This window comes from Paenibacillus sp. 11B (assembly GCF_030487755.1).
Taxonomy (GTDB): Bacteria; Bacillota; Bacilli; order Paenibacillales; family Paenibacillaceae; genus Paenibacillus; species Paenibacillus vandeheii.
The window spans coordinates 1-25835 of the sequence record NZ_JAUKNS010000002.1 but is presented as its reverse complement, the minus strand read 5'-3'; the positions used below and the strand labels follow the sequence as shown (position 1 = coordinate 25835).

Annotated in this window: 25 protein-coding genes and 1 pseudogene; 9 read left to right on the top strand and 17 right to left on the bottom strand. The window is 42.9% G+C overall.

Annotation, left to right across the window (positions count from 1 at the left end):
• Nucleotides 1-29: 29 nt before the first annotated feature.
• Together Q0V21_RS08655 and Q0V21_RS08650 are read right to left on the bottom strand one after the other, a co-directional pair.
• Nucleotides 30-752 (bottom strand): class I SAM-dependent methyltransferase, encoded by a 723-nt coding sequence (locus Q0V21_RS08655; protein ID WP_301878481.1) that lies wholly within the window; start codon nt 750-752, stop codon nt 30-32.
• A 302-nt stretch (nt 753-1054) separates the two neighbouring features.
• The gene (locus Q0V21_RS08650; protein WP_301878480.1) at nt 1055-1294 is read right to left on the bottom strand and encodes a helix-turn-helix domain-containing protein; all 240 of its coding nucleotides are present in this window, start codon (nt 1292-1294) and stop codon (nt 1055-1057) included.
• Nucleotides 1295-1548: 254 nt separating this feature from the next.
• On the opposite strand from Q0V21_RS08650, the gene Q0V21_RS08645 reads away from it, so the two are divergent.
• Together Q0V21_RS08645 and Q0V21_RS08640 are read left to right on the top strand one after the other, a co-directional pair.
• Nucleotides 1549-2208, top strand: coding sequence for a TetR/AcrR family transcriptional regulator (locus Q0V21_RS08645; RefSeq protein WP_301878479.1), 660 nt, complete (start codon nt 1549-1551; stop codon nt 2206-2208).
• Nucleotides 2209-2325: 117 nt separating this feature from the next.
• A complete protein-coding gene (locus Q0V21_RS08640; RefSeq protein WP_301878478.1) occupies nt 2326-3462 on the top strand; it encodes an alpha/beta hydrolase in 1137 nt (378 codons plus the stop codon).
• A 129-nt stretch (nt 3463-3591) separates the two neighbouring features.
• Here the strand turns inward: Q0V21_RS08640 and Q0V21_RS08635 are convergent, their stop codons facing one another.
• From Q0V21_RS08635 to Q0V21_RS08605, 7 genes are all read right to left on the bottom strand, one after another.
• Nucleotides 3592-3975, bottom strand: coding sequence for a GNAT family N-acetyltransferase (locus Q0V21_RS08635; protein WP_301878477.1), 384 nt, complete (start codon nt 3973-3975; stop codon nt 3592-3594).
• Between the two features lie 52 nt (nt 3976-4027).
• Nucleotides 4028-4156 (bottom strand): hypothetical protein, encoded by a 129-nt coding sequence (locus tag Q0V21_RS08630; protein WP_301878476.1) that lies wholly within the window; start codon nt 4154-4156, stop codon nt 4028-4030.
• Between the two features lie 71 nt (nt 4157-4227).
• Complete coding sequence (locus Q0V21_RS08625) at nt 4228-5202, bottom strand: phosphotransferase enzyme family protein (protein ID WP_301878475.1); 975 nt, start codon at nt 5200-5202, stop codon at nt 4228-4230.
• 130 nt (nt 5203-5332) lie between these two features.
• Entirely contained in the window at nt 5333-5599 is a 267-nt protein-coding gene (locus Q0V21_RS08620; RefSeq protein ID WP_079345358.1) for a CD3324 family protein, read from the bottom strand.
• Between the two features lie 648 nt (nt 5600-6247).
• Nucleotides 6248-7288: an NADH:flavin oxidoreductase gene (locus Q0V21_RS08615; protein WP_179132639.1), complete on the bottom strand. Its 1041-nt coding sequence runs from the start codon at nt 7286-7288 to the stop codon at nt 6248-6250.
• 203 nt (nt 7289-7491) lie between these two features.
• Nucleotides 7492-8067: a TetR/AcrR family transcriptional regulator gene (locus tag Q0V21_RS08610; protein WP_079345356.1), complete on the bottom strand. Its 576-nt coding sequence runs from the start codon at nt 8065-8067 to the stop codon at nt 7492-7494.
• Between the two features lie 801 nt (nt 8068-8868).
• Entirely contained in the window at nt 8869-9468 is a 600-nt protein-coding gene (locus Q0V21_RS08605; RefSeq protein ID WP_301878474.1) for a TetR/AcrR family transcriptional regulator, read from the bottom strand.
• A 222-nt stretch (nt 9469-9690) separates the two neighbouring features.
• On the opposite strand from Q0V21_RS08605, the gene gap reads away from it, so the two are divergent.
• From gap to Q0V21_RS08590, 3 genes are all read left to right on the top strand, one after another.
• The gene (gene gap / locus Q0V21_RS08600) at nt 9691-10701 is read left to right on the top strand and encodes a type I glyceraldehyde-3-phosphate dehydrogenase (RefSeq protein ID WP_301246894.1); all 1011 of its coding nucleotides are present in this window, start codon (nt 9691-9693) and stop codon (nt 10699-10701) included.
• A gap of 102 nt (nt 10702-10803) precedes the next feature.
• Nucleotides 10804-11115 (top strand): TetR/AcrR family transcriptional regulator, encoded by a 312-nt coding sequence (locus Q0V21_RS08595; RefSeq protein ID WP_301878473.1) that lies wholly within the window; start codon nt 10804-10806, stop codon nt 11113-11115.
• A 142-nt stretch (nt 11116-11257) separates the two neighbouring features.
• A complete protein-coding gene (locus Q0V21_RS08590) occupies nt 11258-12238 on the top strand; it encodes an NAD-dependent epimerase/dehydratase family protein (protein WP_301878471.1) in 981 nt (326 codons plus the stop codon).
• A 212-nt stretch (nt 12239-12450) separates the two neighbouring features.
• On the opposite strand, the pseudogene Q0V21_RS32985 reads toward Q0V21_RS08590, so the two are convergent.
• From Q0V21_RS32985 to Q0V21_RS08575, 4 genes and pseudogenes are all read right to left on the bottom strand, one after another.
• Nucleotides 12451-12627: pseudogene (locus Q0V21_RS32985) on the bottom strand (hypothetical protein); the annotation flags it as partial.
• Nucleotides 12628-12758: 131 nt separating this feature from the next.
• Nucleotides 12759-13775, bottom strand: coding sequence for a phosphotransferase enzyme family protein (locus Q0V21_RS08585; protein WP_301878470.1), 1017 nt, complete (start codon nt 13773-13775; stop codon nt 12759-12761).
• A gap of 405 nt (nt 13776-14180) precedes the next feature.
• Nucleotides 14181-14327: a hypothetical protein gene (locus tag Q0V21_RS08580; RefSeq protein ID WP_179132638.1), complete on the bottom strand. Its 147-nt coding sequence runs from the start codon at nt 14325-14327 to the stop codon at nt 14181-14183.
• Nucleotides 14328-14565: 238 nt separating this feature from the next.
• Nucleotides 14566-14982, bottom strand: coding sequence for a winged helix-turn-helix transcriptional regulator (locus tag Q0V21_RS08575; protein WP_301878469.1), 417 nt, complete (start codon nt 14980-14982; stop codon nt 14566-14568).
• A 223-nt stretch (nt 14983-15205) separates the two neighbouring features.
• Here Q0V21_RS08575 and ahlS point away from each other — a divergent pair, with 223 nt between their 5' ends.
• Nucleotides 15206-16054: an AhlS family quorum-quenching N-acyl homoserine lactonase gene (ahlS, locus tag Q0V21_RS08570; RefSeq protein ID WP_079345346.1), complete on the top strand. Its 849-nt coding sequence runs from the start codon at nt 15206-15208 to the stop codon at nt 16052-16054.
• 160 nt (nt 16055-16214) lie between these two features.
• Here the strand turns inward: ahlS and Q0V21_RS08565 are convergent, their stop codons facing one another.
• The 3 genes from Q0V21_RS08565 to Q0V21_RS08555 form a co-directional block, all read right to left on the bottom strand.
• On the bottom strand, nt 16215-18146 hold the full coding sequence (locus Q0V21_RS08565; RefSeq protein ID WP_079345344.1) for a fructose-1,6-bisphosphatase: 1932 nt from the start codon (nt 18144-18146) through the stop codon (nt 16215-16217).
• 769 nt (nt 18147-18915) lie between these two features.
• Nucleotides 18916-20145, bottom strand: coding sequence for an MFS transporter (locus Q0V21_RS08560; protein WP_079345430.1), 1230 nt, complete (start codon nt 20143-20145; stop codon nt 18916-18918).
• Nucleotides 20146-21004: 859 nt separating this feature from the next.
• Nucleotides 21005-21571 carry a TetR/AcrR family transcriptional regulator gene (locus Q0V21_RS08555; protein ID WP_301878466.1) on the bottom strand — a complete coding sequence of 189 codons (567 nt, stop codon included), beginning with the start codon at nt 21569-21571 and terminating at the stop codon, nt 21005-21007.
• A 226-nt stretch (nt 21572-21797) separates the two neighbouring features.
• Between Q0V21_RS08555 and Q0V21_RS08550 the strand changes: the two genes are divergently transcribed.
• Together Q0V21_RS08550 and Q0V21_RS08545 are read left to right on the top strand one after the other, a co-directional pair.
• On the top strand, nt 21798-22691 hold the full coding sequence (locus tag Q0V21_RS08550) for a ketopantoate reductase family protein (RefSeq protein WP_301878464.1): 894 nt from the start codon (nt 21798-21800) through the stop codon (nt 22689-22691).
• Nucleotides 22692-22873: 182 nt separating this feature from the next.
• Nucleotides 22874-23944, top strand: coding sequence for an SDR family oxidoreductase (locus Q0V21_RS08545; RefSeq protein WP_079345340.1), 1071 nt, complete (start codon nt 22874-22876; stop codon nt 23942-23944).
• Between the two features lie 59 nt (nt 23945-24003).
• Here the strand turns inward: Q0V21_RS08545 and Q0V21_RS08540 are convergent, their stop codons facing one another.
• Nucleotides 24004-24375, bottom strand: coding sequence for a winged helix-turn-helix transcriptional regulator (locus Q0V21_RS08540; protein WP_079345338.1), 372 nt, complete (start codon nt 24373-24375; stop codon nt 24004-24006).
• A 512-nt stretch (nt 24376-24887) separates the two neighbouring features.
• Here Q0V21_RS08540 and Q0V21_RS08535 point away from each other — a divergent pair.
• Complete coding sequence (locus tag Q0V21_RS08535; protein ID WP_079345336.1) at nt 24888-25517, top strand: LysE family translocator; 630 nt, start codon at nt 24888-24890, stop codon at nt 25515-25517.
• Nucleotides 25518-25835 lie beyond the last annotated feature (318 nt).

Genomic DNA, 25835 nt, shown 5'->3' with positions numbered 1-25835 from the left:
ACATTTAGTGTTATCTATATTGTGCTGCTTTAGACTGTTTTGGACCCTATCCCATACTGAAAGTACTTAGGGGTGCAATGGACATGCAATACAATTCCCACACTAGCAGCAATTTTCTCAATCTCTTTACCGCCAAAGAAATTCTTCACTATCGTAGCATGATCACCATTATTAAGCTTCCGAACCATCGTTTGCCCAGATGTCCCCACAACATGAGACTCACGGGTTCCTGCTACTTCTCGATCATCGATAAAGAACATTTTCCCTCCGGGCTTCAAACAGCGTGATACCATGGTCAAGAAGCTCGCCAGTCTCTCTCTGGGTAAATGAGATATCCAAAAAGTAAAAGCAACTGAATCGTATAACTGATCCGGAGACCAACTGAAAAGATCTGCAACGATCGTTCTTACATTGGGTTCAGATACTACCGGATTATGCGAAAGCATTTCTTCGGAACCGTCTACAATGGTCAATATAAGGGCTTCTTTTAAGAACAGACTACTCCAAGTGCCAGTCCCCGCCGCAAGTTCAAGAAAGTCACCATGAAAATGTTCAGCTTTAAAAGCATCCTTAATCGTACTGATCTCATCGAACCAGATTTGGTTGGCTTCGTCTCCTTGATTAAATGTGCCTCGACGGTACCACCAGTCATCATACTCTGGAGCTCGTTCTTTATAATATGTCAACTGATCCTGAAGCTGCTGATCTGTCACACTTTCGTTCGAAGCACCGTTGGTTTCCTTGCTGTTCACCAAACATCTTTCCCCTCTCCCATCAGGGCTTAAGTCAATGATTTTTCCATTAACAAAAGTCCTAATAAAATTAAATTTTCACATACTTTCGTTGAATATCTCCTCGCCAGAATTCAGCTTCCTACATAGTAAAACCGTTCAATTGGAAGCAAGCACTTCTGATTCGCGTTTGAGCCGTTCTCAAGGTAACGAAAACGAATTGTGTAGTATTGTTAATATTATAATCATAGATACAACATTTATATGTTTCATCAACTTTAAAACTTGAAATTATTTATTCTAAAATCATTATGTAATTCGCATTAGATACTCTTTTGCGGCTTCCTCGAATATTCCTCTCGTCTTCCACGATGATCGATGAGTCCAAACTCACCGGATTCCTTGTATTTCTTCACCCAGTCTTTGAGACGATGCCTGTCTGTCATGCCGAACTTCTCCATGATTCTGCGATAAGTCCAACCTTCCATCAAGTGAAGACGCATCACCTCCATCTTGGTCTCGTAGGAAAACTGTCTAAACTTCTGACCTTTAACTGCTGGCATACAAAATGCACCCCCTAGAATTTCATCTGATAAACCAGGGCTTTTTCCAATGTCCATTCTAAGGGGTGCACTTCATTACTTCTGCAGGGTTCTTTTAACTCTCCTCACTAACTCTTTTAACTTATTTCTTAGGAAGGATAATGTTCTATGCAATGGTTTTAATTTTTTATAATGATAATTCAATACTACTTGACATGTGAATGAATTATCGATATGGTGTGAATGGGTTCACACTTCACATTAAGGAGTAATCTATGCCAAAAAATTCTTTCATTCGTTTAGACGAAGCAAGGCGCGAGGAAATATCTAATAACGCTATGCATCTTTTTGTTGATCATCTTTACGAGGATATAACTATGAAGATGGTTTTGGATAGTTTGTCCATGCACCCCGGAACATTTTATCGGTATTTTGAAGACAAAGATGACCTTTATTGTCTCTTAGTTCGTAATGTGACCCAGAAAAGAGCTGCGTATTTTAATAACAGTAATGAAGATTCCCTTTACCGGTTTTTCCTTACTGGCTTATTTGGTAACGTTAATGGCACTGTGATTGAGCCATTGAATGAGCTGGAAATCAAACTCACTGAAACATTTTTATACATTCCTGAGAACGTTTTACTTAAAGTATATCTGAATGTGCTAAAGGGCGAGTCTTTCCCCTTGATCAAGGACATTTTGCGCCGAATGAGAGTGGATGGATACCTCCGACCTGATATTGACGACGACCTGATCTCATTTATGTTTGAGTCAATGCAGTTTAATTTAGTCATGTTTTATAGGGAGTTCAATATTAAGGACTCTACGCTGCAAAATAAGATTAGCAAGTACTTTACTGACTTTATGAGCCATGGGCTGCTTGAAGATCATAAATATTCTGAAATTGTTAGAGATTTTAAGAAAGCCAATGAGTAGATATGATTCACTGAAGATAGAATGTAATGGTTTTACTGTTTTGAAAAAGCGCTCATAGCGCGCGCAATGTATGTATTTCACATTCGCCACTTTTATTAATTAAGGGGGAACAAGAAAATGAAAACGTATGATGCATTTCCAGAACCAATTGGCAGCTATACTGTCGGTCGAACCCAGATGGATTTTGAGTACACAGCATCAGATCACTCAAAAAGAGAACTGACGTTGTTTGTGTACTATCCGTCCGACAGCAGCGAAGGTAAGACTACATCATCGTACATGTTTCCTGAAGTCTACGAAATGTTGAATGAGCAGCCACTTGCCACTGCGTTGAAGGATGTTTTCTCTATAGATATCATGACCCAGTGTTACGACGAACTTGCTGTCTCCCGTAAGGAAAAGCGCTATCCGGTGTTATTCTATGTTTGCGGCGGAGGAAGTTCTCCAGAATGGGGTACCGTGATCTGTACAGACTTGGCAAGCATAGGGTATGTTGTGGTAAGCATCGGCCATCAGAATAGCACGATGTATAAGCGTAAAGATGGGCGCCTGTTTAATGTATCAAAGGATTTTTCGGATGTCATTACAGCGCTTTCTGAAGATCCGGGGATGCTGGCGTTGGCTGGTAAGATGGAGATGCGGCCTGACGACGAAACTGCCATTGAGATGTGCCGTAACGTGCTTACACTGCCGATAATTGCCAACTTAACAGAGTATAGTGAATTACAGGCAGAAGATGTAAGGTATGTAGCCGATTATCTTTACAAACTGGACTCTGGAGAGCTGAATTCCATCTTTAAGGGCAGATTGTTGCTTGACATCGGCATGGGCATCGTCGGACATTCTTATGGAGGGCTTACGACGGCGATTGTTTGCCGGGACGACGACCGGTTCGCCTGCGGGATAGGCCTCGATAGCGGTGCGTTCGGCCTTCAGGGCAGCGACCTTAAGAAACCGTTCTTGCTACTGTTTTGTGAACCTAACTATAATATGAATGCGATAATTGGCGCTAACAATAGCATGGAAACCTATTATTTCTCTGTTGATCGTGTTGCGCATTTAGATTACTGCGACATCGTGTTTACCAGTGTTAATGAGGAAATCAGAGGCGAACGGGATGCTATGGAGATGCGAAATCTTGTTACTGACTATACGAAGAACTTTTTTGATCATTACATCCTGCAGAAGGCAGCAAGTATGGAAAGTCTGGTATACGATGGCGTGGACTTGATCAAGAAGACCAGCAACAAGTGACATAACCGAGAAATTTGCTGATAAACGCATATTAAAGAGCTAGCCGTACAGACCACAAAGCCGCTAACCCTATTACACAGTTAGCGGCTCTCTCATATTTCAGGCATCGTTGACAGAATAAATGTCGGTCTAACTCTTCCGGTAAGCAACCTTATGAAAAGCATTGATATAACGAAACAGTGCTTCACCATCATCAGGCACATGTGTGCTTCCATCCAGTGGCAGCATCATGGCCTGATACGGCTCTGGCACCATTCTATACTGATGAACATAGGAGGTTAGAATGAACCCGTTGCGCTGCCAGAACTGAATGCGTTCCTGATGAGCCTCCGTTGTCCCGGACTCCGCCTCGATAATCATACCTTTGATGCCGTGTTCACTTAACCCCCAGGCTCTGAGCTGCTCCAGCATCCAAGTCCCGATGCCTGACCCGCGCAGCTTCTGTTCAACCGCGAGGTAATCGATGATCACGATGCGGTTCGCTGCCCTCCCCTCCAGTCCAGTAACAGCCATCGCAACCACTTCTCCTTGATGCACGCCCGTGTGTAAATAACCAATCCCTCGGTCAAAGCATACTGCGCAGAATTGCTTTTGTCTTCGCGCCGCTTGGAAAAGCCTCATGATAGATTCGCTCCATCCACGCCCACAATGCTTCATCCCACTCCTCTATAGTAGTAAACTCTAATTCCAGCATCTCATTCGCCTCCAGATTTTTATCATAACAAATCCCTTCCCTTTTCTGGCTTTGTTAAAGTATCGTACCCTTTAGCACAAAAAGTCCATATCAATATAAGGAGTGTTATTTAACAAATTTTCATAGTAGAAGCGTCGGGCTTGCTCATCCCATTCGCTCCAATCAGGAGCGTTAAAATCTCTGCTTCTATAGAACGCGGCTAAAACTCTAGCTTGCCTTAAATTAATAAATAATGGAATTTTGTTTAACCAACCTTGACTCACAGTATTTTCCTTACAATAGCCGTTTAAGAAGTTGCAATAGTAACGCTTTGCAATCTCCATCCTTACATCTCCAGATACAACCCACGGAATAGGGATTTCATAAAGTAATGGTGTAGCAATATCAGAAACAAACCAGCTATATTCCGCATCGTCATAGTCAATAATAAAGGCTTTGTCCCCATCATTAAGATAATTACCAGGGCTGATATCCCCATGAATAAGACCGTACGTATCTTTTTCCTTGGGTAGAGCGCTAACTTCAGTAATTAAACGATCAAAGTTATCGTGTAATTCTAACGGACAATACTTCTTAAATGAGGCTAATAGGGCATTATCATTCCATTCATAGCGTGAATGTTGGGGCGAATAATTAAGTGAAAACTTATGTATTTTCCCGACCATTTGACCGATATTCTCATAAAACGTATTGCTCTCCTCGGCTATTACTGCATTTCTGCCGGGTGCTTTCTCAAAAGCTGTCACAACAAAGGACTCGTCAATGATATGAATATGATCCCCTGATATAGACTGAATGGGCCTCGCTACTTTCATTCCGCGATCAGCCAGGAACATGATAAAATCTAGTTCTGCTCTTGTTAATAATTCATCCCGATGTGTGACATGGGTAATTCTTAAAATAACTTCTCGATCTCCGACTACCCCGGAATAAACGAAATTTTGAAACCCATTTAATTCGAAAATTGAGTCTTCACGTATTCCAAAACATTGCGCGGACTGTCTCAATATATCTTGTGTGTATAGTAGTTTAATCTTTTTATCCATGTTATAACCTCTTCCCTTTACCTTTATGGTAACAAAAGATGCTGATTGAAAATATACTGAATTTGATTCAGAATCAAATTCCACACACGAAAAGCCACATCAGAAAGCTCGATGTGACTTACAAGTGAATCTATTTTCTAGAGTAAATGATTTTCTTAATGCTTTCGTAGGAAAGACCGAATTCATTCGAGAGTTCATCGATCGACTTTCCATTGAAATATGTTTGACGGATCGTTTCGTTTCTTAGACTTAGTTGTTCTCTACTCCCCGATTTTTCTCCCCATTTTTTGTGCAATTTTTCAGGAGTCGGGACATAAACCATGCGACCGTGAATGTACTTTTGGATTTCTTTTAGCAACTCTTCCGGAAAGATGCTGTCTGCATTTACATATTTCATGATAGCTCTGCTCCTTAAAATTTTTTTGAAAATTTAAGGGAGCAAAGTCATTCTATAAACAGTAAACATCATGCCAGAGATGATTCAGCGGTTATATTTCGTTCTTGCTCCATTCAAACAACCGCCGTTGTTTATAGAACAGACTTTGCATGGAGCAGATTGTGGATTTTCCCATCAGTTGAAACCCTCCCTCCCAAAATTATAAATGTAACGCATTTCCAAATATTCGTAATTACTAGTTCTCGACTATTTCCTGCCCGTACAAATACCCCGATAGCTCAAAACCGGTTCAGGGGAACTTTGGGACATATATTATATTCGTGAACTAGAACTACGACCCCTTTTTGGAGAGATTATTTTCTTTTTTAGGAGATAATTAGAGATATGCCTAATCGGTAATCGAACTATGCTCTTGTCCCCCGACATTACAATCTCATTTCTATGGCTTTCATCTTTAATTCCACGGTATAACTCACTCTGGTTGCCATTACAAAAACACCTCCAAGATGAACTCCCTGTCTTACAACAAGGTTTCATTCTCTTGAAGGTGTTTTATTTGTCTCACGTTATGGGGTCAGTCCAGCCGCTCCGTTGGTCTGTCACTGCTTTTCTTTATAAGATGAGTATTCTTAATGAGTATTACTGCAATTAAGTAAGTACGGTCACCGCCTCTCTTGTAAATGGAACCAGATCATTGGTACGTCCTTCTTGAATTTTCTTAGCCCATTCAGGGTCGACCAGAAGAGCACGTCCTACAGCAACCAGATCAAACTCATCATTCTGAAGTCGTTGTACCAATCCATCGATACCGACGTTACTTGCGCCTTTACCTTCTGTGAACAGACTTGTAAAGTCACCATCAAGACCAATCGATCCAACGGTGATTGTCGGTTTGCCAGTCAGTTTTTTGGTCCATCCAGCAAAATTCAGATCAGACCCTTCGAATTCCGGCTCCCAGAAACGGCGTGTGGAGCAGTGGAAGATATCGACTCCAGCTTGAACCAACGGTGCGAGAAGCTGCTCCAGTAATTCCGGTGTTTCAGCCAATTTAGCCTGATAATCATCTGACTTCCACTGAGATAAACGCAGTACAATCGGGAATTCCGGTCCCACTACTTCACGGCAAGCCTCAATCACTTCAACTGCAAAGCGTGTGCGAGCCATCATATCTCCACCGTAACGATCCGTACGAGAGTTGGTTTTCTCATACAGGAATTGGTCGATCAGATAGCCGTGTGCTCCATGGATTTCAACACCATCGAACCCAACGCGTTTCGCTTCTGAGGCTGCTTGTGCGAATTCCTGAACGATTGTAGCAATCTCAGCTTCTGAATAATCATTAACATGACCTTTGGCTCCCATATGCCAGATCTGTGGAATAATTCGTCCGCCAGCTTCATGTACTTCAGATACAACATGTGCCCAGCCATTCATTGCAGCTTCCCCATAAAAGTGCGGCACATTGGCTTGATTGGATGCATCCGGGTGATTAATTATCGTCCCTTCCGTCACAATAAGCCCCACTGCGTTCTCTGCTCTGCGGCGGTAATAGCCAGCAACATTCGAACCCGGGATACCGTCCGGAGAAAATTGACGCGTCATCGGCGCCATTACGATCCGATTGGATAACTTCAAGTGACCTAACTCTATAGGTTGGAACAATGCTTCTACGGATTGAGAGTAATTCATAATAACCTCCACATATTTTGTTTTATATAAGTTGACCTAAGATGTTAAACAGCAACTAGCCTGGTTAACAGCTAGACGTTACTTCCAAATGAATCAATACACGATTTTTATCGAAAAGCCCCACCTCCTTAAAGGTTTCGTGGTGTATTAATCCACCTTCAATTGTTTTTGACTTCGTAGTCAAGAATTTCACAAAAAAAAGATCAAGACATGATCATGCCAAATGAAGTACGCAGAACCGTCTCGATCTGTTCACGGGATGAACCTGATTTCTCCATAACTCTCACACCAAGAATGGTGTTATTTAGATAAGATGCAAGCTCTATACTCGTATATCGGTTGGAAATTAACTGTTGTTTCTGGCCACTACTTATAATCTTCTCTAATACCAGTTGAACCTCTTCTACCATGAGCTCAGCTTCGCGTGTGACCTGCTCGTCATCTGTTCCGAATTCGAGTGATGCATTCACAATTAGACACCCTTGGCAGCCAGTTTCATCGTCTAAAAGGGAATATCGTAAGGCATCCAGTTTATCAACTGGAGACGAATCCAGGGCTTCAATCTCCTTCAGTTTCGCTATAACCTGTTCACGGTAAAGAGCCAGCGCCTTCAGGAACAACGATCGCTTGTCTTTAAAAACACAGTACAAACTTTGCTTTTTGACTCCTGTAGTACGCGTAAGGTCCTCATAAGAAGTTGCTTTGAAGCCTTGATTCCAGAACACTTCCATAGACTGGTATAATACACGATCGACATCAAATTCTCTTGGTCTACTCATGGGAGTAATATATCAGTTATTGACCATGCAGTCAATAACTGATATTACATCCTATTTGAAAGAGGATGGTTACAATGGATAAACATAAATTTTTATATAAATGAACAAAGCACCGATCCTCCCCAAAGTGTGAAGACAGGTGCTTCATATGTACGTTTTTAAACGGTCCTTCTATTAAACTAAACAAAAAAGAGATTTGAATCATTTGATTTAAATTATCCTCATTCATTTCCACAACCCCATTTAAATTGTTTCACAAAATTCCTCAAGGGATCAAACGTGAAAATAAGTAACAGATTATTATCAACTTGTTTGAAAATATGCTGTTACTTGCCCCTGTCCAATAAATCATTATGGCTCGAATCCCCAGATGGACCATCAGTTGTTCTCTGCTCTCAACGTAACGGTTCAGGTTTTCAATGGTGATTAATGTAAATATTAGGAATTTTTTTCAGACAGCATTTCGGAATTGGTATAAGGCGGTTTTCGAATTATTAAATCGTCAGATATTGTGATATGTATTAGACTAGCCACAACTATAAAAACAGCGGTAGCCGTGGACGATAAATAAAGTCCTAGACTGCCGCTGTTTTATTGAGCTAACGTTTCCCGTTAGCTCAATGGTTTTTCTCTCCCTTAGGATTTGTTAGAAGCTCAAGTTCTCTTTTTGTTTCCGGATGCACAACTGGCTATCTGTACCGCCCTTCCTTCCAACATTCAATCAGCTCATTCAATTTATGATTAAGGATGTAGTTGTCATCGATGATGCACAGCTCCATTCCGATGTGCCAGTACACCAGATTAACTGGTCTTTAAGCAGCATTGCTGCAAATAGGACGAGAAGATTTTTATATTCATTAGCATGTGCTTGTTATCCCCATCCAACTTGCTGAGTAAAATTCCTCCCTCCAACAAGGAAAATGCAAATGATGCTAGCGCATCTACATCCAGATCCTCCCTAAACTCCTCAGCTTGAATGCCGTCGCGAATAATACTTTTCATCATATCCAAGAAGGTATGCATCCCTTGCCTTGCTTGACCACAAAGCTCTAAATGAGTATCGTCACTTTCTACAGCTGTATTCTGCATGGGACATCCGCCAATAAATGGTGGATCGTTAACGACATTCTCATAGACACGAAAAAAAGCAACCAACTTTCCTGACGCAGACTGCTCTTGATCCACCGCCTCAGAAAATTTTCTGATGACCATACCGGCAGCATAATTGTAGGCTTCAAGCGCTATCTCGTCTTTACTGGCAAAATGTCGATAGATGCCCCCCTTCTTAATTCCTGTGTCGGCAATAATTTCGTTCAGCGATGTACCGGCATATCCTCTCTGGTTAAAAATTTCAGCCGATTTCATAATGATATGTTCCCGTGTTCTGTCCCCTTTTTTCATGAGCTCCTCCGTATGAACCTTATTTTCATTTCATTTATTTTAAACGAATTATTCAATTCGGCCTTGTAATTCATTAATATCATGCTAATATAAAAGAAACCGATCGGTCTCTTTTTAGATTATACAATAAGCCATTCTAGAATGAAATAGCGCTGGGCCATTTTTATTTTATTACAGGCATTCGCTTGTTGGAATAAATAAAACTTATAGGGGGATTTTTCAATGACTGTAAAAGTAGGTATAAACGGTTTTGGACGAATCGGACGACTAGCTTTTCGCCGAATTCAAGATGTGGAAGGCGTCGAGGTTGTAGCGATTAACGACCTTACGAACGCTAAAATGTTAGCTCATCTGCTCAAATATGATACGACCCAAGGCACTTTTCACGGTGACATTGAAGTCCATGACGGAACCTTCAAAGTAAACGGCAAAGAGGTTAAGGTTTTGGCTAAGCGGAATCCTGAAGAGCTTCCTTGGGGAGAGCTTGGCGTTGATATTGTTCTCGAATGTACAGGCTTCTTCACCACGAAAGAACAGGCCGAGCTTCACCTGAAAGGCGGAGCGAGGAAAGTTGTCATTTCCGCCCCTGCTACAGGCGACATGAAAACGATCGTATACAACGTGAACCATGACACACTGGACGGTACGGAAACTGTCATTTCCGGTGCTTCCTGCACAACCAACTGCCTGGCCCCTATGGCTAAAGCTCTGCACGACAAGTTTGGTATCCAATCCGGGCTGATGACGACCGTTCACGCTTACACGGGTAACCAAAACACACTTGACGCTCCGGATCCAAAAGGCAATTTCCGAGCTGCGCGCGCCTCAGCGGAGAACATCGTTCCCTACTCCACCGGTGCCGCAAAAGCCATTGGCCTAGTTCTTCCGGAACTTAAGGGCAAACTGGATGGGGCATCTCAACGTGTACCTGTACCAACAGGTTCCGTGACTGAACTCGTTGCCGTTTTGAATACCAAGGTAACGGTTGAACAAGTTAACGCTGCTATGAAAGAAGCTTCCGATCCAGAAACTTTCGGCTACACGGAAGACGAAATCGTTTCTTCCGATATCAAAGGCATCACATTCGGTTCGCTCTTCGACGCCACGCAGACGAAAGTTCTGACAGTCGGTGACCAGCAATTGGTGAAAACCGCAGCTTGGTACGATAACGAAATGTCTTATACAGCCCAATTGGTTCGAACTCTGGAGCACTTCGCTAAGATTGCTAGATAAACAATAAATGATGGATAGAAGGAAAATTCTATGAAGGATGCACTCCACAATATGATGATCGATTGTTCGGCATTATTCTGGTTTTGACGGGAGTCGCGTCGGTTGAAGGTGTACCATCACTTCGGAAGGGCCAACGGGCTTCTGAGCGCCGCCATTGTGGAAGCCTTCGCGCAGTTGCTCGAAAGCAAAAGGACTGCGGCCCAATGCGCCGATCCGGTGATAGCGCTGTGCGAAGGCTGGGACGATTACGTGCGCTTCGCGGCAGCTCGTCCACGGCCCTACGTAGCGATGATGAGCCGCGTTCTCTACGGCGCTGAATTTCCCGCTGCCGAGCTGGCCTTTACGCTCCTGATACAACGCATCGCAGCCGAGGGATGGCTCGCACCTACGGTCGAGGTGGTTGTGCTCATGTAGGCGTCTGCGAATGCTGCATCCCTGCTTCACGTCACAGCTCGGCTACGCAAGGTGGAGAGCCACCCACTTCTGCGGTTCTTGAGCAAATCCGCGGTTGCGCCATGCGGTCTATCCTGAATTCCGAACCGAAAGGATGATCACAATGAAAATTCTCGTGACGGGAGGCACCGGCCTGCTCGGCGGCCGCCTGATCCCGAAGCTCGTGGAGGATGGTCACCAGATTTTCGCCCTCACACGCTCTATATCGTCTCACGCCAAACTCAAGGCCATGGGTGCGATACCGGTCGATGCCGATCTCGAAAGCAGCACGCCAATCGTGTTACCGATGATCGATGCGGTTGTGCATGCGGCCGCCCTTTTCCGCTTTTCAGGGCCTCGCGAACCCTTCTTCCGTACCAACGTCGATGGCACTGCAGCCTTGCTGAAGGCATCCGAGTCCGCCTGTGCGAAGACATTCATCTACATCAGTGCGGCGGGGATCCACATGGATAACGGCGGAACGCTCATCCACGACGCTGATGAAAGCGCGCCGACTTTCCGGAACCACTTCTCCTCCTACCTGGCGAGCAAGGCACAGGCCGATTCATTGGTTCTGACAGCCAACAAACCCGGCTTTCGCACGATCGCGCTTCGCCCACCCGCAATCTGGGGGCCTGGTGATCCGTTTAGCCGAGCGCTTCCCGAAGCAGTCAGATCTGGACAGTTCGCGTTCATCGACCGCGGTGATTACGCTTTTTCAACTTGCCATGTGGACAATGTTGTTGAAGCCATACAATGCGCTCTTGAACGCGGAGAAGGCGGCCATGCCTTCTTCATCAAAGACCAGGAAGGGCAGACTTTCCGTGAGTTCGTCGTCTCGCTTGCGAACTTGCAGGGCCTGTCCATCGATAAGCTGCGTTCGATGCCCTACTGGCTCGCCTCTGCCATTGGCCGTCTGTTCGACACTACCTGGGCCGTAACGCGGAAAAACGGCGATCCGCCGATCTCACGTTCGATGATACGCATGATTGGGCGTGAGTTCACCGTCAACGATGCCGCTGCACGTCGAGAGTTGGGCTATGTCGGAAGAACTTTGCGTGACGCTGGCTTGCAAAGCTACGAGGAACCATCTGCTCAACGATAGGGCTTTGGAGGGCAAACCACGACAATCGATGGTAAGTTGTTCTCTGGAATGGCTCTTTAGGCCAATGTGGTAGGCAGCGTTCGACGAAGAAGAGCACTACAGATCAGCAAAAGCTTATTAGCGTAATAAAAAACGGAGCAGTCGCCGCCGGCGAGCTGCTCCTTCCTTTATTTGTTGAACTAAATTGTTCCGTAAGTTTAGTGATCACTTCATTAAGTATCGGATATTGAATCAATCAATGTATAAATAAAGTTTATTTTATCCGGGTCAAGGTTTTTACCAATTACTCTGTGGAACTCTTCTTTATGATCACCAAGTTCAAGCATATCACCAATGACTAAATGCTTATCATTATAACCCGTCAGTTCTTGAAAAGTCTTAATTGCTGCATTTACCGAATCTCATATCAGGCAATTTTAAATGAAGAAATCCTTCATTTATTTCTGCAGAGTTAAGCCCAACTGTACCCTTTTCCAGTATTACAGCCGGGAGCACGTTTGTAAAATGCGATGCTCCCAGGTTAATGAATACTATTATAAATGCTTTTAAATTCTTGAACAAAATCAATCGGCAGCATAGGTTCATCAGAAGCGGCTACTCGTTGAAGCTCTTTTAACCAGTTCATTGATTCTTCATTCAAATTTGACACATCGTTTACTTGATGAAAATAAACATACAGCAATGCATGACGAAGTTTAATAGAATCTTGTAAATATACTATTTCTTCTTCTTGGATTGTATTTCCCTTCAGATATCCTTTCATAAAATGGCGGAAAAACAATTTATAATATTCCGTTTTATTTTCAAATTCCTTAAACGGATAAGAAAGTGCATAATACAATGTAATCCCAATATCGTTTACGAAATACGTATAACCGCAATCATCAAAATCGAACAAATAAATGTCTCCGTTATGCAGATAAAAATTACTTTGATGAAAATCAGTATGAGTCAAACCGTATGTATCTTTGGACTTGGGCAGAGAAGTAAGTTTTGTTAATCTTTCTTTTAGAATTGAAATCATTACATCATCAGGTTGCAGGTATTTCTCCGCCTTTAATTGAACTTCCTGGTCCCAGGCTTGTCGTTTAAACGCCGGATTACTCCATTCATAACCTTTAGTCGCATGATGGATTTTCCCCAGAAATTCGCCCCATTTTTCGTAAAGCGATTCATTCCAATCTGCATCTGACACTTCTTTTCCAAGAGACATTTCGTATGAAATGGCTAGGAACGACCCATTTTCTGCAGCAATTTCTTCAACCATATTACCCCTGGTCGATGGAACAGCATTTGAAACTGCCAGTCCCTTATTCGACAAAAAATTTAAAAATTCAATTTCACCCCGTATATTATTTCTTGATCTTCTAATTGTATGTGAGATTTTTAATATGAAAAACGCATTGTTTTTCTGGTATTCATAAACAAAGCTTTCATAACCGCCCAATAAACGAACGGTGTCATTATTAATGTCATATCGCTTTATTGCTTCAGTAAGAATCTCTTCAGTGAATTGCTCTTTAATTTCTCGTAGCATCTTCTATACCTTCTTTCATTCATAATTTAAGTAGTTGTGTAGTTTTCTGATCAAAGTGCGCGACTACCGCAAACATTTCTGTTCCCCCTACAAAATCGCCGTTAACTGAATGAAATTATAGCACCACAATTGGAATTATCCTACCCGTTAGCATAATGAAAATACGACAAAATACCGATTAGATATACGCCTAATCGGTAATGGGAATATGTTCTTGTTCTTGTTCTTGTCCTTGGCTTGAAACACGAACTTGTACCGATAAAACAAAAAAAAGCCGCTAAATTAGCGACTTCAATTGGAATATGCTCTTGTCCCGTGACAGTTGCCTTTATCATCTTCTGTGCCTTTCGCATCAGGTGCTTCGAATCCCCCTAATTGGGACTACTAGAGTCGCACCTAGCTTCTTCATTTAATAACTTCAACCTTTTTATCCCCTGCTGTCTTCGCTACCTCTAACGTTGTTTTACCTTGGATAGCGACTATCACGCCAGTAGCCAGCATAGAAACGATTAAAGCTGCGCTGAGGGCTGTGGAAATTTTCTTCTTGACCATAACCATACCTCCGATATCAATTATGTAATAAGCGGCTCAAGACTATGACGAGCCGAGGGTGACTACATGACTGTGAAAAGGAGATAATCCAACCTAAATTTACATGGTGGACATCACTAATTAATTACAATATTTAACTTCTTTTGTCGGGTAATCCATCTGGTGATTGTATTATAACGTACTGACAATGATTGTAAAAGGATTTTTTCCTTGTGTTCAAATAAAATAAAGTATTAGTTCATCCATTTATGCTGTCGGCTTCATGTGAACCCTTAGTATTAGCAGAGTCATACTGAACTCGCGCCTCTACAACTTGAGTGTAATGTTCTCTTCCCCACTGCCTTAGCTCTTTCATCGGCTGAAGCAAGGTTTCCCCTAATATGGTTAGTGAATACTCGACAATTAAAGGTACTGTAGGAGTAATATGTCGTTGAACCAAACCATCACGCTCCAGCTTGCGCACCGTTTGGGTAAGCATTTTTTTAGATATTCCCTCAACCCTCCGCAGCATTTCTCCATATCTGATTTTACCGTTCTCCATGGCATACATAACAAGTGCAGTCCACTTGTCAGAGATAATGTCAAGAACTTTGCTATAGCCGCAATTGGATAACGAAATATCAGATTGTTTAGTTGTTTTTGATGAATGTGCCAAAATGTTCCCCTCCTATGCACTATGAAGTTCCCAGGACACTTTAAAGTGCCTACTTATATCATTTTATTTTTTGCATTACTGTATGTCTATACCAGCACGGAGCAGCTTGAGCTAGATTTGCTATAGCAAACACAGTCCTTAAGGGTGAACTCGGGTGTCTAAGAAGCTTTGCTCTTGGAAGGGGTTGCCTTGTACTGGATTACTTCGAAGGTAGGTAAATAACATGACAAATATTATTAAAACGCGTCCCAAGCTATATGTATTGGATAACGGTCGAATGAGCATGGATAAAAATTGGATCATCTCCATGCATAATCCAGCAACCATTAATAATCCGAATGCCCAGACACAATTTGTTGAATTTCCAATTTATACGGTATTGATTGATCATCCTGAGGGGAAAATTTTGTTTGATACCGCGTGCAACCCAAACTCGATGGGCGCTCAAGGGCGCTGGGCACAGTCGACCCAACTGTCGTCTCCATGGGTAGCAAGTGAGGAATGTTACCTGCATAACCGGCTGGAGCAGCTTAAGGTTAGACCCGAGGAAATCAAGTATGTCGTTGCCTCCCACTTGCATCTGGACCATGCAGGATGCCTCGAATTGTTCACGAATGCGACGATTATCGTTCATGAAGATGAATTTAACGGAGCACTGCAGACCTACGCCTGCAATGAAAAAGAAGGAGCCTATGTGTGGGCTGATATTGATGCATGGATCAAAAACCAGCTGCAGTGGAAAACGATCAAACCGGGAGAAGACAATCTGGATCTGGTGGATGGTATCAAAATCTTAAATTTCGGAAGCGGTCATGCCTGGGGAATGTTAGGTCTCCAGATCGAAATGCCAGAAACCGGCGGAATCATTCTAGCTTCCGATGCCATCTATACTGCGGAAAGTTTTGGTCCTCCGGTCAAGCCACCTGGTATAATCTATGATTTGATCGGGTACCGAAACACAGTGGAGAGAATTCGCACTTTGGCTGCCCGAACGAATTCCCAAGTGTGGTTCGGGCATGATGCGGATCAATTTGGAAGCCTGAGAAAATCTACTGAAGGATATTATGAATAACTCAACCTTCCCATAGCGGAAAAATTGATCTGAAGGCTGCCGGTTCTCGACCGAAATGGAAGAGGCCTTCCAGAACAATAATCGTATTTGCAGACATTTTTTTAAGTAGAACTTAAAAGCCTCCCTGGGGTGGGGGGCTTTTAGTACTTTCAGTATTTTTTTATTTCATGTAGCGATATTCCAGGAGGTCCTTCAAATTTGAAATTTTCTGCAGCAGCTTCTCCCCTACATTGGTTTCCCTCACCAGCTTCCGTTCCAGTTCTTTATCCACCAGTCTTTTTACAGACATTACGTCCGTTCCGTTGCATAACACATCTTCTTTTGAATTAAATTTCTGATGGGCGACGAGCTGCATGCCAAAGGAATTAAACAACAAAGTATATCCGGCGATACCCGTTGTAGATTGATAGGCCTTGGAAAAACCGCCGTCAATGACAATCATTTTCCCGTTGGCTTTAATGGGGTTCTCTCCACGAGTTTCTTTAACTGGCGTGTGACCGTTAATGACATGTCCATGATCCGGATTCAAATCAAACTCTTGCAGGATTTTCCGGCAGATCTCCTCATTTTCACGTAAATAGTAGTAAGGGTTCTTTCTCTCCTTATGGGTTTCTTTATCCTGGATAAAGTACCGTTCAAAAGTGGTCATTTCTCTCTTTCCAAAGAGCGAGGAACATTCCCCTGTCCAGATATACCATACCATATCCGTCGCTAGATCATCTGTCTCTTCCGGATGCGCAAAGGAGTAACGTAAGTAATATTCAAAAACATCGAGCAGCTGACGGCCCGAATACGTCTTGTCTTCAATCTGCATTTCTTCCATGTTTCCTTCTTCATCCAAAGGAATACAGCCGTGGATTAACAAATTCCCGTTGTATTTTAAATAAAGGCTGCCCTTTTTCATAAGAAAATTCATATGTTTGGCCAGCTTTTCGGAATGCTGCACGGAAAACAGCAGCTTTTCCATCACCTCCTGTTCTTCCTCCAGCAATTGTTCAGGCTGCTGCGGATTCACGGCTCTGAAACAGGTGTTTTCCAGCGGGTACGTTTTTCCGCCGATTTTGATTTCATTTTTGTCGTAATCAATCTGCTCCAGCAGAAGTCTTTCAGACATATTAAAGTATGGGCGTCTCTTGATAATCGGGATTTCAAGCTTAAACTGGATCATGGCAATAGCTTGATGAATTTTAGTAATCTGCAGGATTTCCTGCTCCGAACCGTTATGGTCTGACTGCAGCTTGGGTCTGAAGGCCGGATTGTCATCATAGTATTTCTCCGCCAAGTTTAGCAGTGGGCGAAGATTGATTCCGTATACGTCTTCGATGATGTCCAGATTGTCATATCTGGCGCCGATCCGGATAATATTCGCAAGGCAGACCAGGGAACCCGCATAGGCGCCGATCCACAGGACATCATGGTTCCCCCACTGAATGTCTACAGAATGATAGTTGATTAGCGTGTCCATAATTTTATCGGGGTCCGGCCCCCGGTCATAGATATCTCCAACCACATGAAGATGGTCAACCACTAGGCGCTGGGTCGTATAAGCTAGACCGATAATGAGCTTGTCCGCCTGGCCCAAGGAGATAATTTGCCGGTATATTTCCTCATAATAAGGATCCTTATTGTTGGTCAAATCCGTTTTGTATAGAAGCTCTTCTACAACATAGATAAACTGCTCCGGCAGAGCTTTACGCAATTTCGAGCGCGTATATTTGGAAGAGGCATAAGAAACGAGCTTAAGCATTTGTTCAATCGTTTGTCTATGCCACTGGTTCAAGGCTTGTTTATTACACAGGTCTGCTTTAACCAACTGTATTTTTTCTTCCGGATAATAAACTAAAGCCGCAAAATCATTGATTTCATCATCTGTCCAAACCTCACGGAATAAATCCTTGATTTTCTCCTTTACATTACCCGAACCGTTTCTGAGTACATGCTGAAAAGCATGAAACTCCCCATGCAAATCGCTGACATAATGCTCAGTTCCCTTGGGAAGATTGGAGATCGCTTCAAGGTTGATGATCTCTGTTATGACTTTTTCTTCCGTATCATATTTCTCGGCCAATAAATCAAGAAACTGCTCATCCAAAACAGATATCCCCCTTCAAGAAAGTATGGAAAATTGGTCTTTCGGCATGCGATCCTCTTCACCTGTATGGTTAACAATAAAAGTGAAATTATTTATGTGGTGATATCAGCATCGCCTTCCCCCATCATGGTATAACCCCCTGTTGCCAAATTCCGCCTAAAGACGCTAGCCTGACCACAATCTGTTCAGGCTTACAGACGCATCACTTGGTGAAAAATTATTTTCGGGGTAATAGGGTTCTTCCAACCTCTTATCACGTAAAGCTGCACCTAATTCTACAATATCTTTGGCAAATGTAACATCATAGATCCAGTATCAACCTTGTTCTTGGTTATAATTTGTCTCCACATCCCTGTCTCTTTCACAGTATATATAAAAATACCCCATAGAGAGACATTTTGCATATGTCTACTCTATAGGGTACCGTTTACTTGGGGAGAATCGCTTCTTTTCTATTCAACCCCATTGCGTTAACGGGCACAGCTTGTTATTGAACGACCGGGATCGTTATTTCAAGATCTTTATGATAGTTTTTGACTGGTTGGCCCTTGCTGTCTAAAATCACGGTCCAATCCTTATTCACTGTCATTGTATATGGTTTAATCGTAATGGCGGTCGGCGTTTTGGCAAACGGCAGGTATGCCTCGTCTTCATGGTATTCGGTACCTGGACTGCTGTTGAAGTATCCGATCTGGTATACATTGAGGAAAAACCGACCACTTTTTCATGGCCGATTCTTCTTCGTTAAAACCTTATAGATATCGCCAACTTATGTCTCTTGTGCAATATGTGAGTTATTCGGCGCTTTTTGGTTCATGATCGGAACCATGACCAGTGCGCCAAGAAGAAATAATAATCCTGCGCCACCATAGATCGTACTGAGCGAAAAGGCGCCCTTTAACGCGCCAGCGAAAGACATGGAAACGACCATCATGCCAACGAACATCGGATTCAGAACCCCATTCACCCGGCCGACAATCGAAGCCTCTGACCATTTCAGAATCATTGTGCTGATCCCAATATGAATGCAAGGGAAAACAAGTCCATTCAGAAATTGAACGGTCAGGGTGAGCGGAACGCTTGTCGAATACCCTACAATGGCTGTGCAGACTCCGCCTGCGATCATACCTATCGCAAGAAGAACCTGCGGCGGAACCCGCTTGGCGAAGACGGCTACGATTCCGCCACCAATCAGCATAGCTGCACCATTCACCATTAGCAGATATTGCAAGAACTCCTCGCTTCTGCCCAGCCGTTCCGTTACGATAAACAGGTTGAGCGCTTGGGCTACGCCAACAGCCAGTCCCGCGAGAATAAACGCCAGTCCGAGCATCCGCAGTACTAGGCTTTGCCAAACATAGCGGAAGCCTTCAATGAATTCTTTACGAAACTGCCCTTTTACAGCAACGGTTTGAGCTTGCATATGATCTTCTGGCAGACGAATAAGAACGAGTGCAGAGAGCAGAAAAACCAAGCCCATGACAGCGATCGATATTTCAAGCCCAAACGTGCTGTAAACGAAGGTTCCGAGCATCGGACCAAGCACCATGAAGATGGCCATCAGCGATTGGAATAGAGCCATCCCTTGCTGAAGCTGTTCTTCGGGCACATGATATTTAAACAAACGCATACTTGAAGGTTGAGAGAACTGCGAAAGAATAGCCGAGATGAATGCGACAAGGTAAACGGAGTGCCAAGAACCGTAATGTATGGTCAGAAGTACTACAAATACCGATACTGCAGATAATAAATCGCACCAGATCATCGTTCGCTTCGGCCGCCAGCGGTCGGCAAATGTACCTCCGATGAACGAAAAAACAAAAATTGGTGCGAATTCGGCTACGCTGATTAGCGAAATGGCGTATGGATCATTGTTTGTTCTATCCGCAACGTACAGGAGAATAGCGAAATTACGTACCCAAATGCCAACCTGCAGGAGCACGCTTGATAATAAAATCGTCTGCAGGAACCGATTGCGAAACATGCTTGGTACATTCATGTTTTTTTCGTGCCTCTCCAATCTTTTCAACCTCCAATTTGTCCGAAAATATTCCCATTTCGAGTAAGATATGACTCTCCTTTCAATTCCTAATTATACGGACTTCCTCATCGTTCACCTCATACTAAAGACTGAATTTTCAGAGTGCATGTCCATTGTTCTTGATTTAATTTCTATAGGAACGCGCTAAACTGCCCGCCCGTAAGTTGAATAAAAGCAGCCGATTCCGTTCGTCAGCTGCCTTCTTGATTTTATTTATCTATCTTATCCCGTTAGCCTTATCTATACTGCTAAGTTAACAGAAAACTGATGTAAAGCACCGGGTATCCCTCTAAACATTAGAATTCCTTGGTTATCTAAGTCGGCATTCGGACTATGTTCTTGTCCATTCCGGGAATCGGTACAAGTTCTTGTCCCTCGACACCTCCCAATATTTAAACTGGTTCTCCTCGCTATCTAAGATAGTTGTTCTATCTATCTTTTCTTCTCTCTATTGCTATCCATAAATAGTAAATTATCCAGAATAGTAATGGAAATATAGCTACTGAAATATAGCGTTTATCATACGGGAGCGTAAAAATAACAACGATTGAGATTGGCAATATAACAGCAAGTAGAATTAAATACTTTCCCCAATGTTTATTTATTATCACAAGCTACCTCCTTAATTCATTCAAATCATAGTCATAGGATCAGCGCGCCCATTACAACCATATGCGTACATAATTTGTACAAGCCTGAAGAAGAACGAGAAAACCATCGAATCAGTAAGGGGTCTATACTCGCTCTCTGTTTTCATTCGTAATCTTATCTCGTTTGGTTCTTGTAACTCAACTTTCGCAGCAACGAAGTGTGTAACTTATGATACTCCATCGTTCCTATCTGAACAGTCTCGTTTTTCATCTGTAGTCATCGCCATTGCGATACAGTCCAGACCATTCATTACATAGGGACGAACAATGTCTACAAGCACATCGGTTCGATCCTTTTCCTCGACATTTAACCAATAATGCGCAGCACCATAGATCGCTGAACCTGTCATGGCCGCCGCGATTTTTATATGATGCCTGTCCGCTCCATGGTGGGTATCCCCTTTCAGAAAAATGCTTTCTATGGTTTGCTGCAGCATATTCTTTATTTTTTCATCGACAAGCTTAGCCATCGAATTGGAATCTATTCTGCAAATCCGATAAAAATCTACGATGTATTGGTACGTCAGCAAGATCAACTGGTCACATATTTCATCCGTAAACTCCTGTGCATTCGCCACATGCTCAGGAATCATCTCATGAAAAGCCTGTTCTGTGACTTCATCAAGCAAAGCATATTTATCTTCAAAGTGGGCATAAAAGGTGGCGCGGTTAATGGTTGCTTCCTGTGCGATATCTTTGATGGTGATTGCATCAAATCCCCTTCTCCGCAACAAATCTCTGAACGCCGTTCTAATTAACTATCGTGTACGCAGCACCCTCGGATCTTCCTGATTTACCATTTCTATATCTCCTCATTAAACATCAATTATCACAATGTGTTGCCTATGCAACTTTCCTCTAACTCTGCCGGTTGAAATCATAAGCATACGATATTATTATCTTATCAAACACGTGTTGCTTAAACAATCTGTGAATAATTCTTTGAAAGGAAGGATCCTATTGAACACCAGACCACATAGACTTTTGATATTTGGAGCCGGCGTGATTGGCAGTGTATATGCACTCCGATTCGCACAGTCGGGACTGGACGTCACTATACTGGCACGAGGAAAAAGACTGGAGGCTCTGAAAAGGGACGGACTGAAATACAACGATAATGGAACGATAAAGCAAATATCGATCAAGACGATAGAAAAGCTTGATAACGACGACATTTATGATTTCATTTTGGTCCCAGTCCGGTATGATCAGGCCGAATCTGCCCTGTCTGCGATCAAGCATAATCGGAGCAAGACCATCGTCACCTTGACCAACACCATTGGATATGACTCTTGGCTTGAAATCGTGGGAGATCGCTTACTTCCGGGATTCCCGGGCGCCGGTGGTGACATCAAAGAAGATGTTCTATACGCCCAATTTGGTTCCGAAAAACATCAAGGAACCATTTTTGGTGAAATAAATGGACTGACGACAGAAAGAGTAAAAGAGCTTGCCAAAATATTTGAATCCGTGGATTTGCATTATGAAATCCAAAAAGACATTCAAGCATTCCATATTTCGCATACTGCGTTAGCAATCGTCAACAAGCATTTCTATACGAATGACGGAATGGTGGATATAGATACAGCAAGAAGTGTAAGCACTCTAAGCAAGATTGCCGCAGGTATTAAACAAAACATTCATCTGGTAGAGCAAGCCGGCATTCCCGTAATCCCTCCCGAAACGAAGGAAATGGGAGAATTGCCTGACAACGATATTATTTCCCGTTACCGCCAGATGCTGAGCAATGATTTCATAATTGATGTAAAACTTGGGAACCACGCCATCAGCCAAAAAGCGGAAATAATGTTATTAGACGAGAGGTTTCATAAAATGATATCCGCCCGGCGATGACTTCCCATATACTTCAAAAAGTATGGCGAACGGTTGATATTAAGGATGTTCATCACACGCTCCAGCACCTACTACCTGCACATATATTACTTTTAAGTTCCTATATCACTTTGAGGTGCGTACTTCTCATCTCTCTTGTTCTCAGCCACAATAATGAGCAGAAGAGAAAGGAGAAATGTCCATTGAAAACCGAACAATCTATTCCCCATTACACTGCACTTGTCATAGGTGCTGCAGGTGTTATTGGAGGAAATCTTATTGATTATCTCATGACCCTCCCGGAATGGAATATTATTGGTGTATCGCGTCGTGGAGGGAAAGATACTCCTAGACTACGTTATATATCGGCCGATTTACTAAGCGAAGCAGATACCAAGGCGAAACTGTCTGATCTAACGTCGGTTACTCATATTTTTTATGCCGCTTATCAGGATCGTCCAACCTGGGCGGAATTGGTACAGCCCAACCTTGCGATGCTTGTCAATGTGGTAAATACCATCGAACCGATCGCACCAAACCTTCAACATATCAGTCTAATGCAGGGCTATAAGGTTTACGGTGCACATCTGGGACCATTTAAAACACCCGCAAGAGAAACCGATGCTCATCATATGCCTCCTGAATTCAATGTCGATCAGCAGCAGTTTCTCGAAAATCGGCAGCCCAAAAGCAACTGGACCTGGTCAGCCCTGCGCCCGTCTGTTGTATGTGGATTTGCTCTGGGTAATCCAATGAACTTAGCTATGGTAATTGGAATATATGCTTCTATCTCTAAGGAGCTTGGCTTAGCGCTTCGCTTTCCGGGCAGACCGGGAGCTTTTGATTCCCTTCTTGAAATGACAGATGCATCACTACTCGCTCGTGCGACAGTCTGGGCGGCAACCGATCCGCGCTGTGCCAACCAGGCGTTCAATATTACCAACGGCGATCTGTTTCGCTGGAATGAACTTTGGCCCAAAATCGCTGCTTTTTTTGAATTGGAAACGGCACCTCCACTCCCCCTCTCACTTGCAACAACGATGGCAGATAAAGAACCACTTTGGAATTCGATGATTGAAAAATATGATTTAATGAATACTCCCTATGAAGCTGTCTCTTCTTGGGCATTCGGTGACTTCGTCTTCTCTTGGGACTATGACTTCTTCGCAGATGGTTCCAAAGCTCGTCGTTTCGGATTTTACGAATTCGTTGAAACTGAAAGTATGTTTATGAATATATTTAAAGACCTTCGTGAGCGCAAGATCATCCCTTAAAAATTATAATGACTAATAAGCCAATTCCTAGTTATCAGGAATTGGCTTAATTATGTTCTTCAAAGGATAGAAGTCGGTGGCTTGAACAGGATTATCCCTCGATCACCATAAACCTTTTCTACATGCGCGTCCCCCCATTTGCACATCAGATGAAGAATCTCTTTAAGACTCCACCCATATTCCGTTAACTCATACTCCACTTTTGGCGGAACTTGGTTATGGGAAATACGTAAGATAATCCCTGCCTCCGTCAATTCATTCAGTTGCTGTGTCAACATCTTCTGTGTAATGGCAGGTATCAGCTTCATCAATTCCCCGTTCCGTTTTTTACCAAAGGTAAGATGGAATAAAATAACCGGCTTCCACTTGCCTCCAATCACTTCAAGAAGAGCTTCAACTGCCGTGTTATAAACTCTGATTGGTTCATGCATATCACATCCAGCCTCACTTCCAAAATAAATTAAAGTACAGGTATCCTTTGTTACATCATATAAAAAAGTATTTTATTCACTTTATTCTATCACCCATACAACTAACCTGCCCGTTAGCTTAATCAATTAATGGGTAGAATACAGATTAGATATACGTCCAAGCGGTAGTAGGAACATGTTCTTGCCCATTCTGGTAATCGGTACAAGTTCTTGTCCATGGCTCGGGACACGAGCTTGTACCGATAAAACAAAAAAGCCACTAAAATAGCGACTTCAATGGGTTATGATTTTGTCCCTCGACAATTTATACATCCCTTCAAAAATAATCATTGTGGATCTTTCAGGTAACGTTATATTCACAAAGTGAGTGAAGTTGGAACGTTTTTCCCTTTTGTTTAGTCTATATCTCCGCTAAATTTCCTCAGTTGTGTAATACTTAATGGTATACATTCATCTTGTAATTATGATAACCTACCTTAGACATTATAGCTTCTATAGGGAGGCACAAGGGATTGATTAGTCTAGGAACATTAATTGCTTTTGGAGTTGTATCACTGGGGATGGTCTGTTCTCCCGGCCCTAATATGATTTACCTGATCTCACGTTCCATTGCGCAAGGGCGTAAGGCCGGCATTATTTCTTTGTTGGGGGTTATGCTGGGATTTGGCGTCTACCTCATTGCATCTATGCTGGGGCTAATCGCCATATTCAATACCGTTCCGATTATCTATACGGCAATGAAGTGGGCGGGAGCGGCATATTTGTTTTGGCTCGCATGGAAGATGATTAAGCCTGGCTCTACGACTATACTGGAACCGGCTGCTCTCCCAATGGAGAAGCCCAAAAAATTATTTCTGATGGGCTTCATAACCAATTTGCTAAATCCCAAAATAGCGGTATTGTATATTTCACTTTTACCTCAGTTTCAGAATCCTGAAAAAGGCTCGTTACTTGCACAAGGTGCAATTCTGGGCATAACGCAAATTCTAATCAGTTTAACAGTGAACCTCCTTATTGTTCTTACAGCAAGCAAGATCGCCAGTTGGTTCGGTAAGCGCCCGACATGGCTTAAGGCACAGCGCTGGATTATGTCCGGTGTACTCGCTGGACTTGCCGTTAAGCTGGCTGTTCAGCGACGATAAGTTAGTTAGTCTTGTATTGCTCCACTGTACACACTTGCACCATCGTAGTCTCCTATGTAACGAGGTCTAACGCCGGTCGAGACTCAACCGGGCTTTCGTGTATTCCTAATGAAACTTGTTACTTTAGATCCTCGCCATTTTTATGCAAGTTAGGCTAAAAGTGAACCATAGAACACTGGCCGACGGGTGCTATTTAAGCATTAGATTAAAAAGGGAAAACTTAATATGATTCATTTAATTTAATGATCAGAAAACAACATCTGAGGTTTTGAAAGGCTCGACTCCTTCTCTATTCTCCAAAAAGGCCCCATTCGTTTT

Coding starts and splice junctions, on each gene's coding strand:
- Q0V21_RS08580 (WP_179132638.1), bottom strand. CDS start 14,327: ATGGTCAAGAAGAAAATTTCCACAGCCCTCAGCGCAGCTTTAATCGTT.
- Q0V21_RS08615 (WP_179132639.1), bottom strand. CDS start 7,288: ATGAATTACTCTCAATCCGTAGAAGCATTGTTCCAACCTATAGAGTTA.
- Q0V21_RS08610 (WP_079345356.1), bottom strand. CDS start 8,067: ATGAGTAGACCAAGAGAATTTGATGTCGATCGTGTATTATACCAGTCT.
- Q0V21_RS08540 (WP_079345338.1), bottom strand. CDS start 24,375: ATGCATGAACCAATCAGAGTTTATAACACGGCAGTTGAAGCTCTTCTT.
- ahlS (WP_079345346.1), top strand. CDS start 15,206: ATGACAAATATTATTAAAACGCGTCCCAAGCTATATGTATTGGATAAC.
- gap (WP_301246894.1), top strand. CDS start 9,691: ATGACTGTAAAAGTAGGTATAAACGGTTTTGGACGAATCGGACGACTA.
- Q0V21_RS08640 (WP_301878478.1), top strand. CDS start 2,326: ATGAAAACGTATGATGCATTTCCAGAACCAATTGGCAGCTATACTGTC.
- Q0V21_RS08625 (WP_301878475.1), bottom strand. CDS start 5,202: ATGGATAAAAAGATTAAACTACTATACACACAAGATATATTGAGACAG.
- Q0V21_RS08590 (WP_301878471.1), top strand. CDS start 11,258: ATGAAAATTCTCGTGACGGGAGGCACCGGCCTGCTCGGCGGCCGCCTG.
- Q0V21_RS08605 (WP_301878474.1), bottom strand. CDS start 9,468: ATGAAAAAAGGGGACAGAACACGGGAACATATCATTATGAAATCGGCT.
- Q0V21_RS08620 (WP_079345358.1), bottom strand. CDS start 5,599: ATGAAATATGTAAATGCAGACAGCATCTTTCCGGAAGAGTTGCTAAAA.
- Q0V21_RS08585 (WP_301878470.1), bottom strand. CDS start 13,775: ATGCTACGAGAAATTAAAGAGCAATTCACTGAAGAGATTCTTACTGAA.
- Q0V21_RS08635 (WP_301878477.1), bottom strand. CDS start 3,975: ATGGCTGTTACTGGACTGGAGGGGAGGGCAGCGAACCGCATCGTGATC.
- Q0V21_RS08645 (WP_301878479.1), top strand. CDS start 1,549: ATGCCAAAAAATTCTTTCATTCGTTTAGACGAAGCAAGGCGCGAGGAA.
- Q0V21_RS08650 (WP_301878480.1), bottom strand. CDS start 1,294: ATGCCAGCAGTTAAAGGTCAGAAGTTTAGACAGTTTTCCTACGAGACC.
- Q0V21_RS08630 (WP_301878476.1), bottom strand. CDS start 4,156: ATGCTGGAATTAGAGTTTACTACTATAGAGGAGTGGGATGAAGCATTG.
- Q0V21_RS08560 (WP_079345430.1), bottom strand. CDS start 20,145: ATGAATGTACCAAGCATGTTTCGCAATCGGTTCCTGCAGACGATTTTA.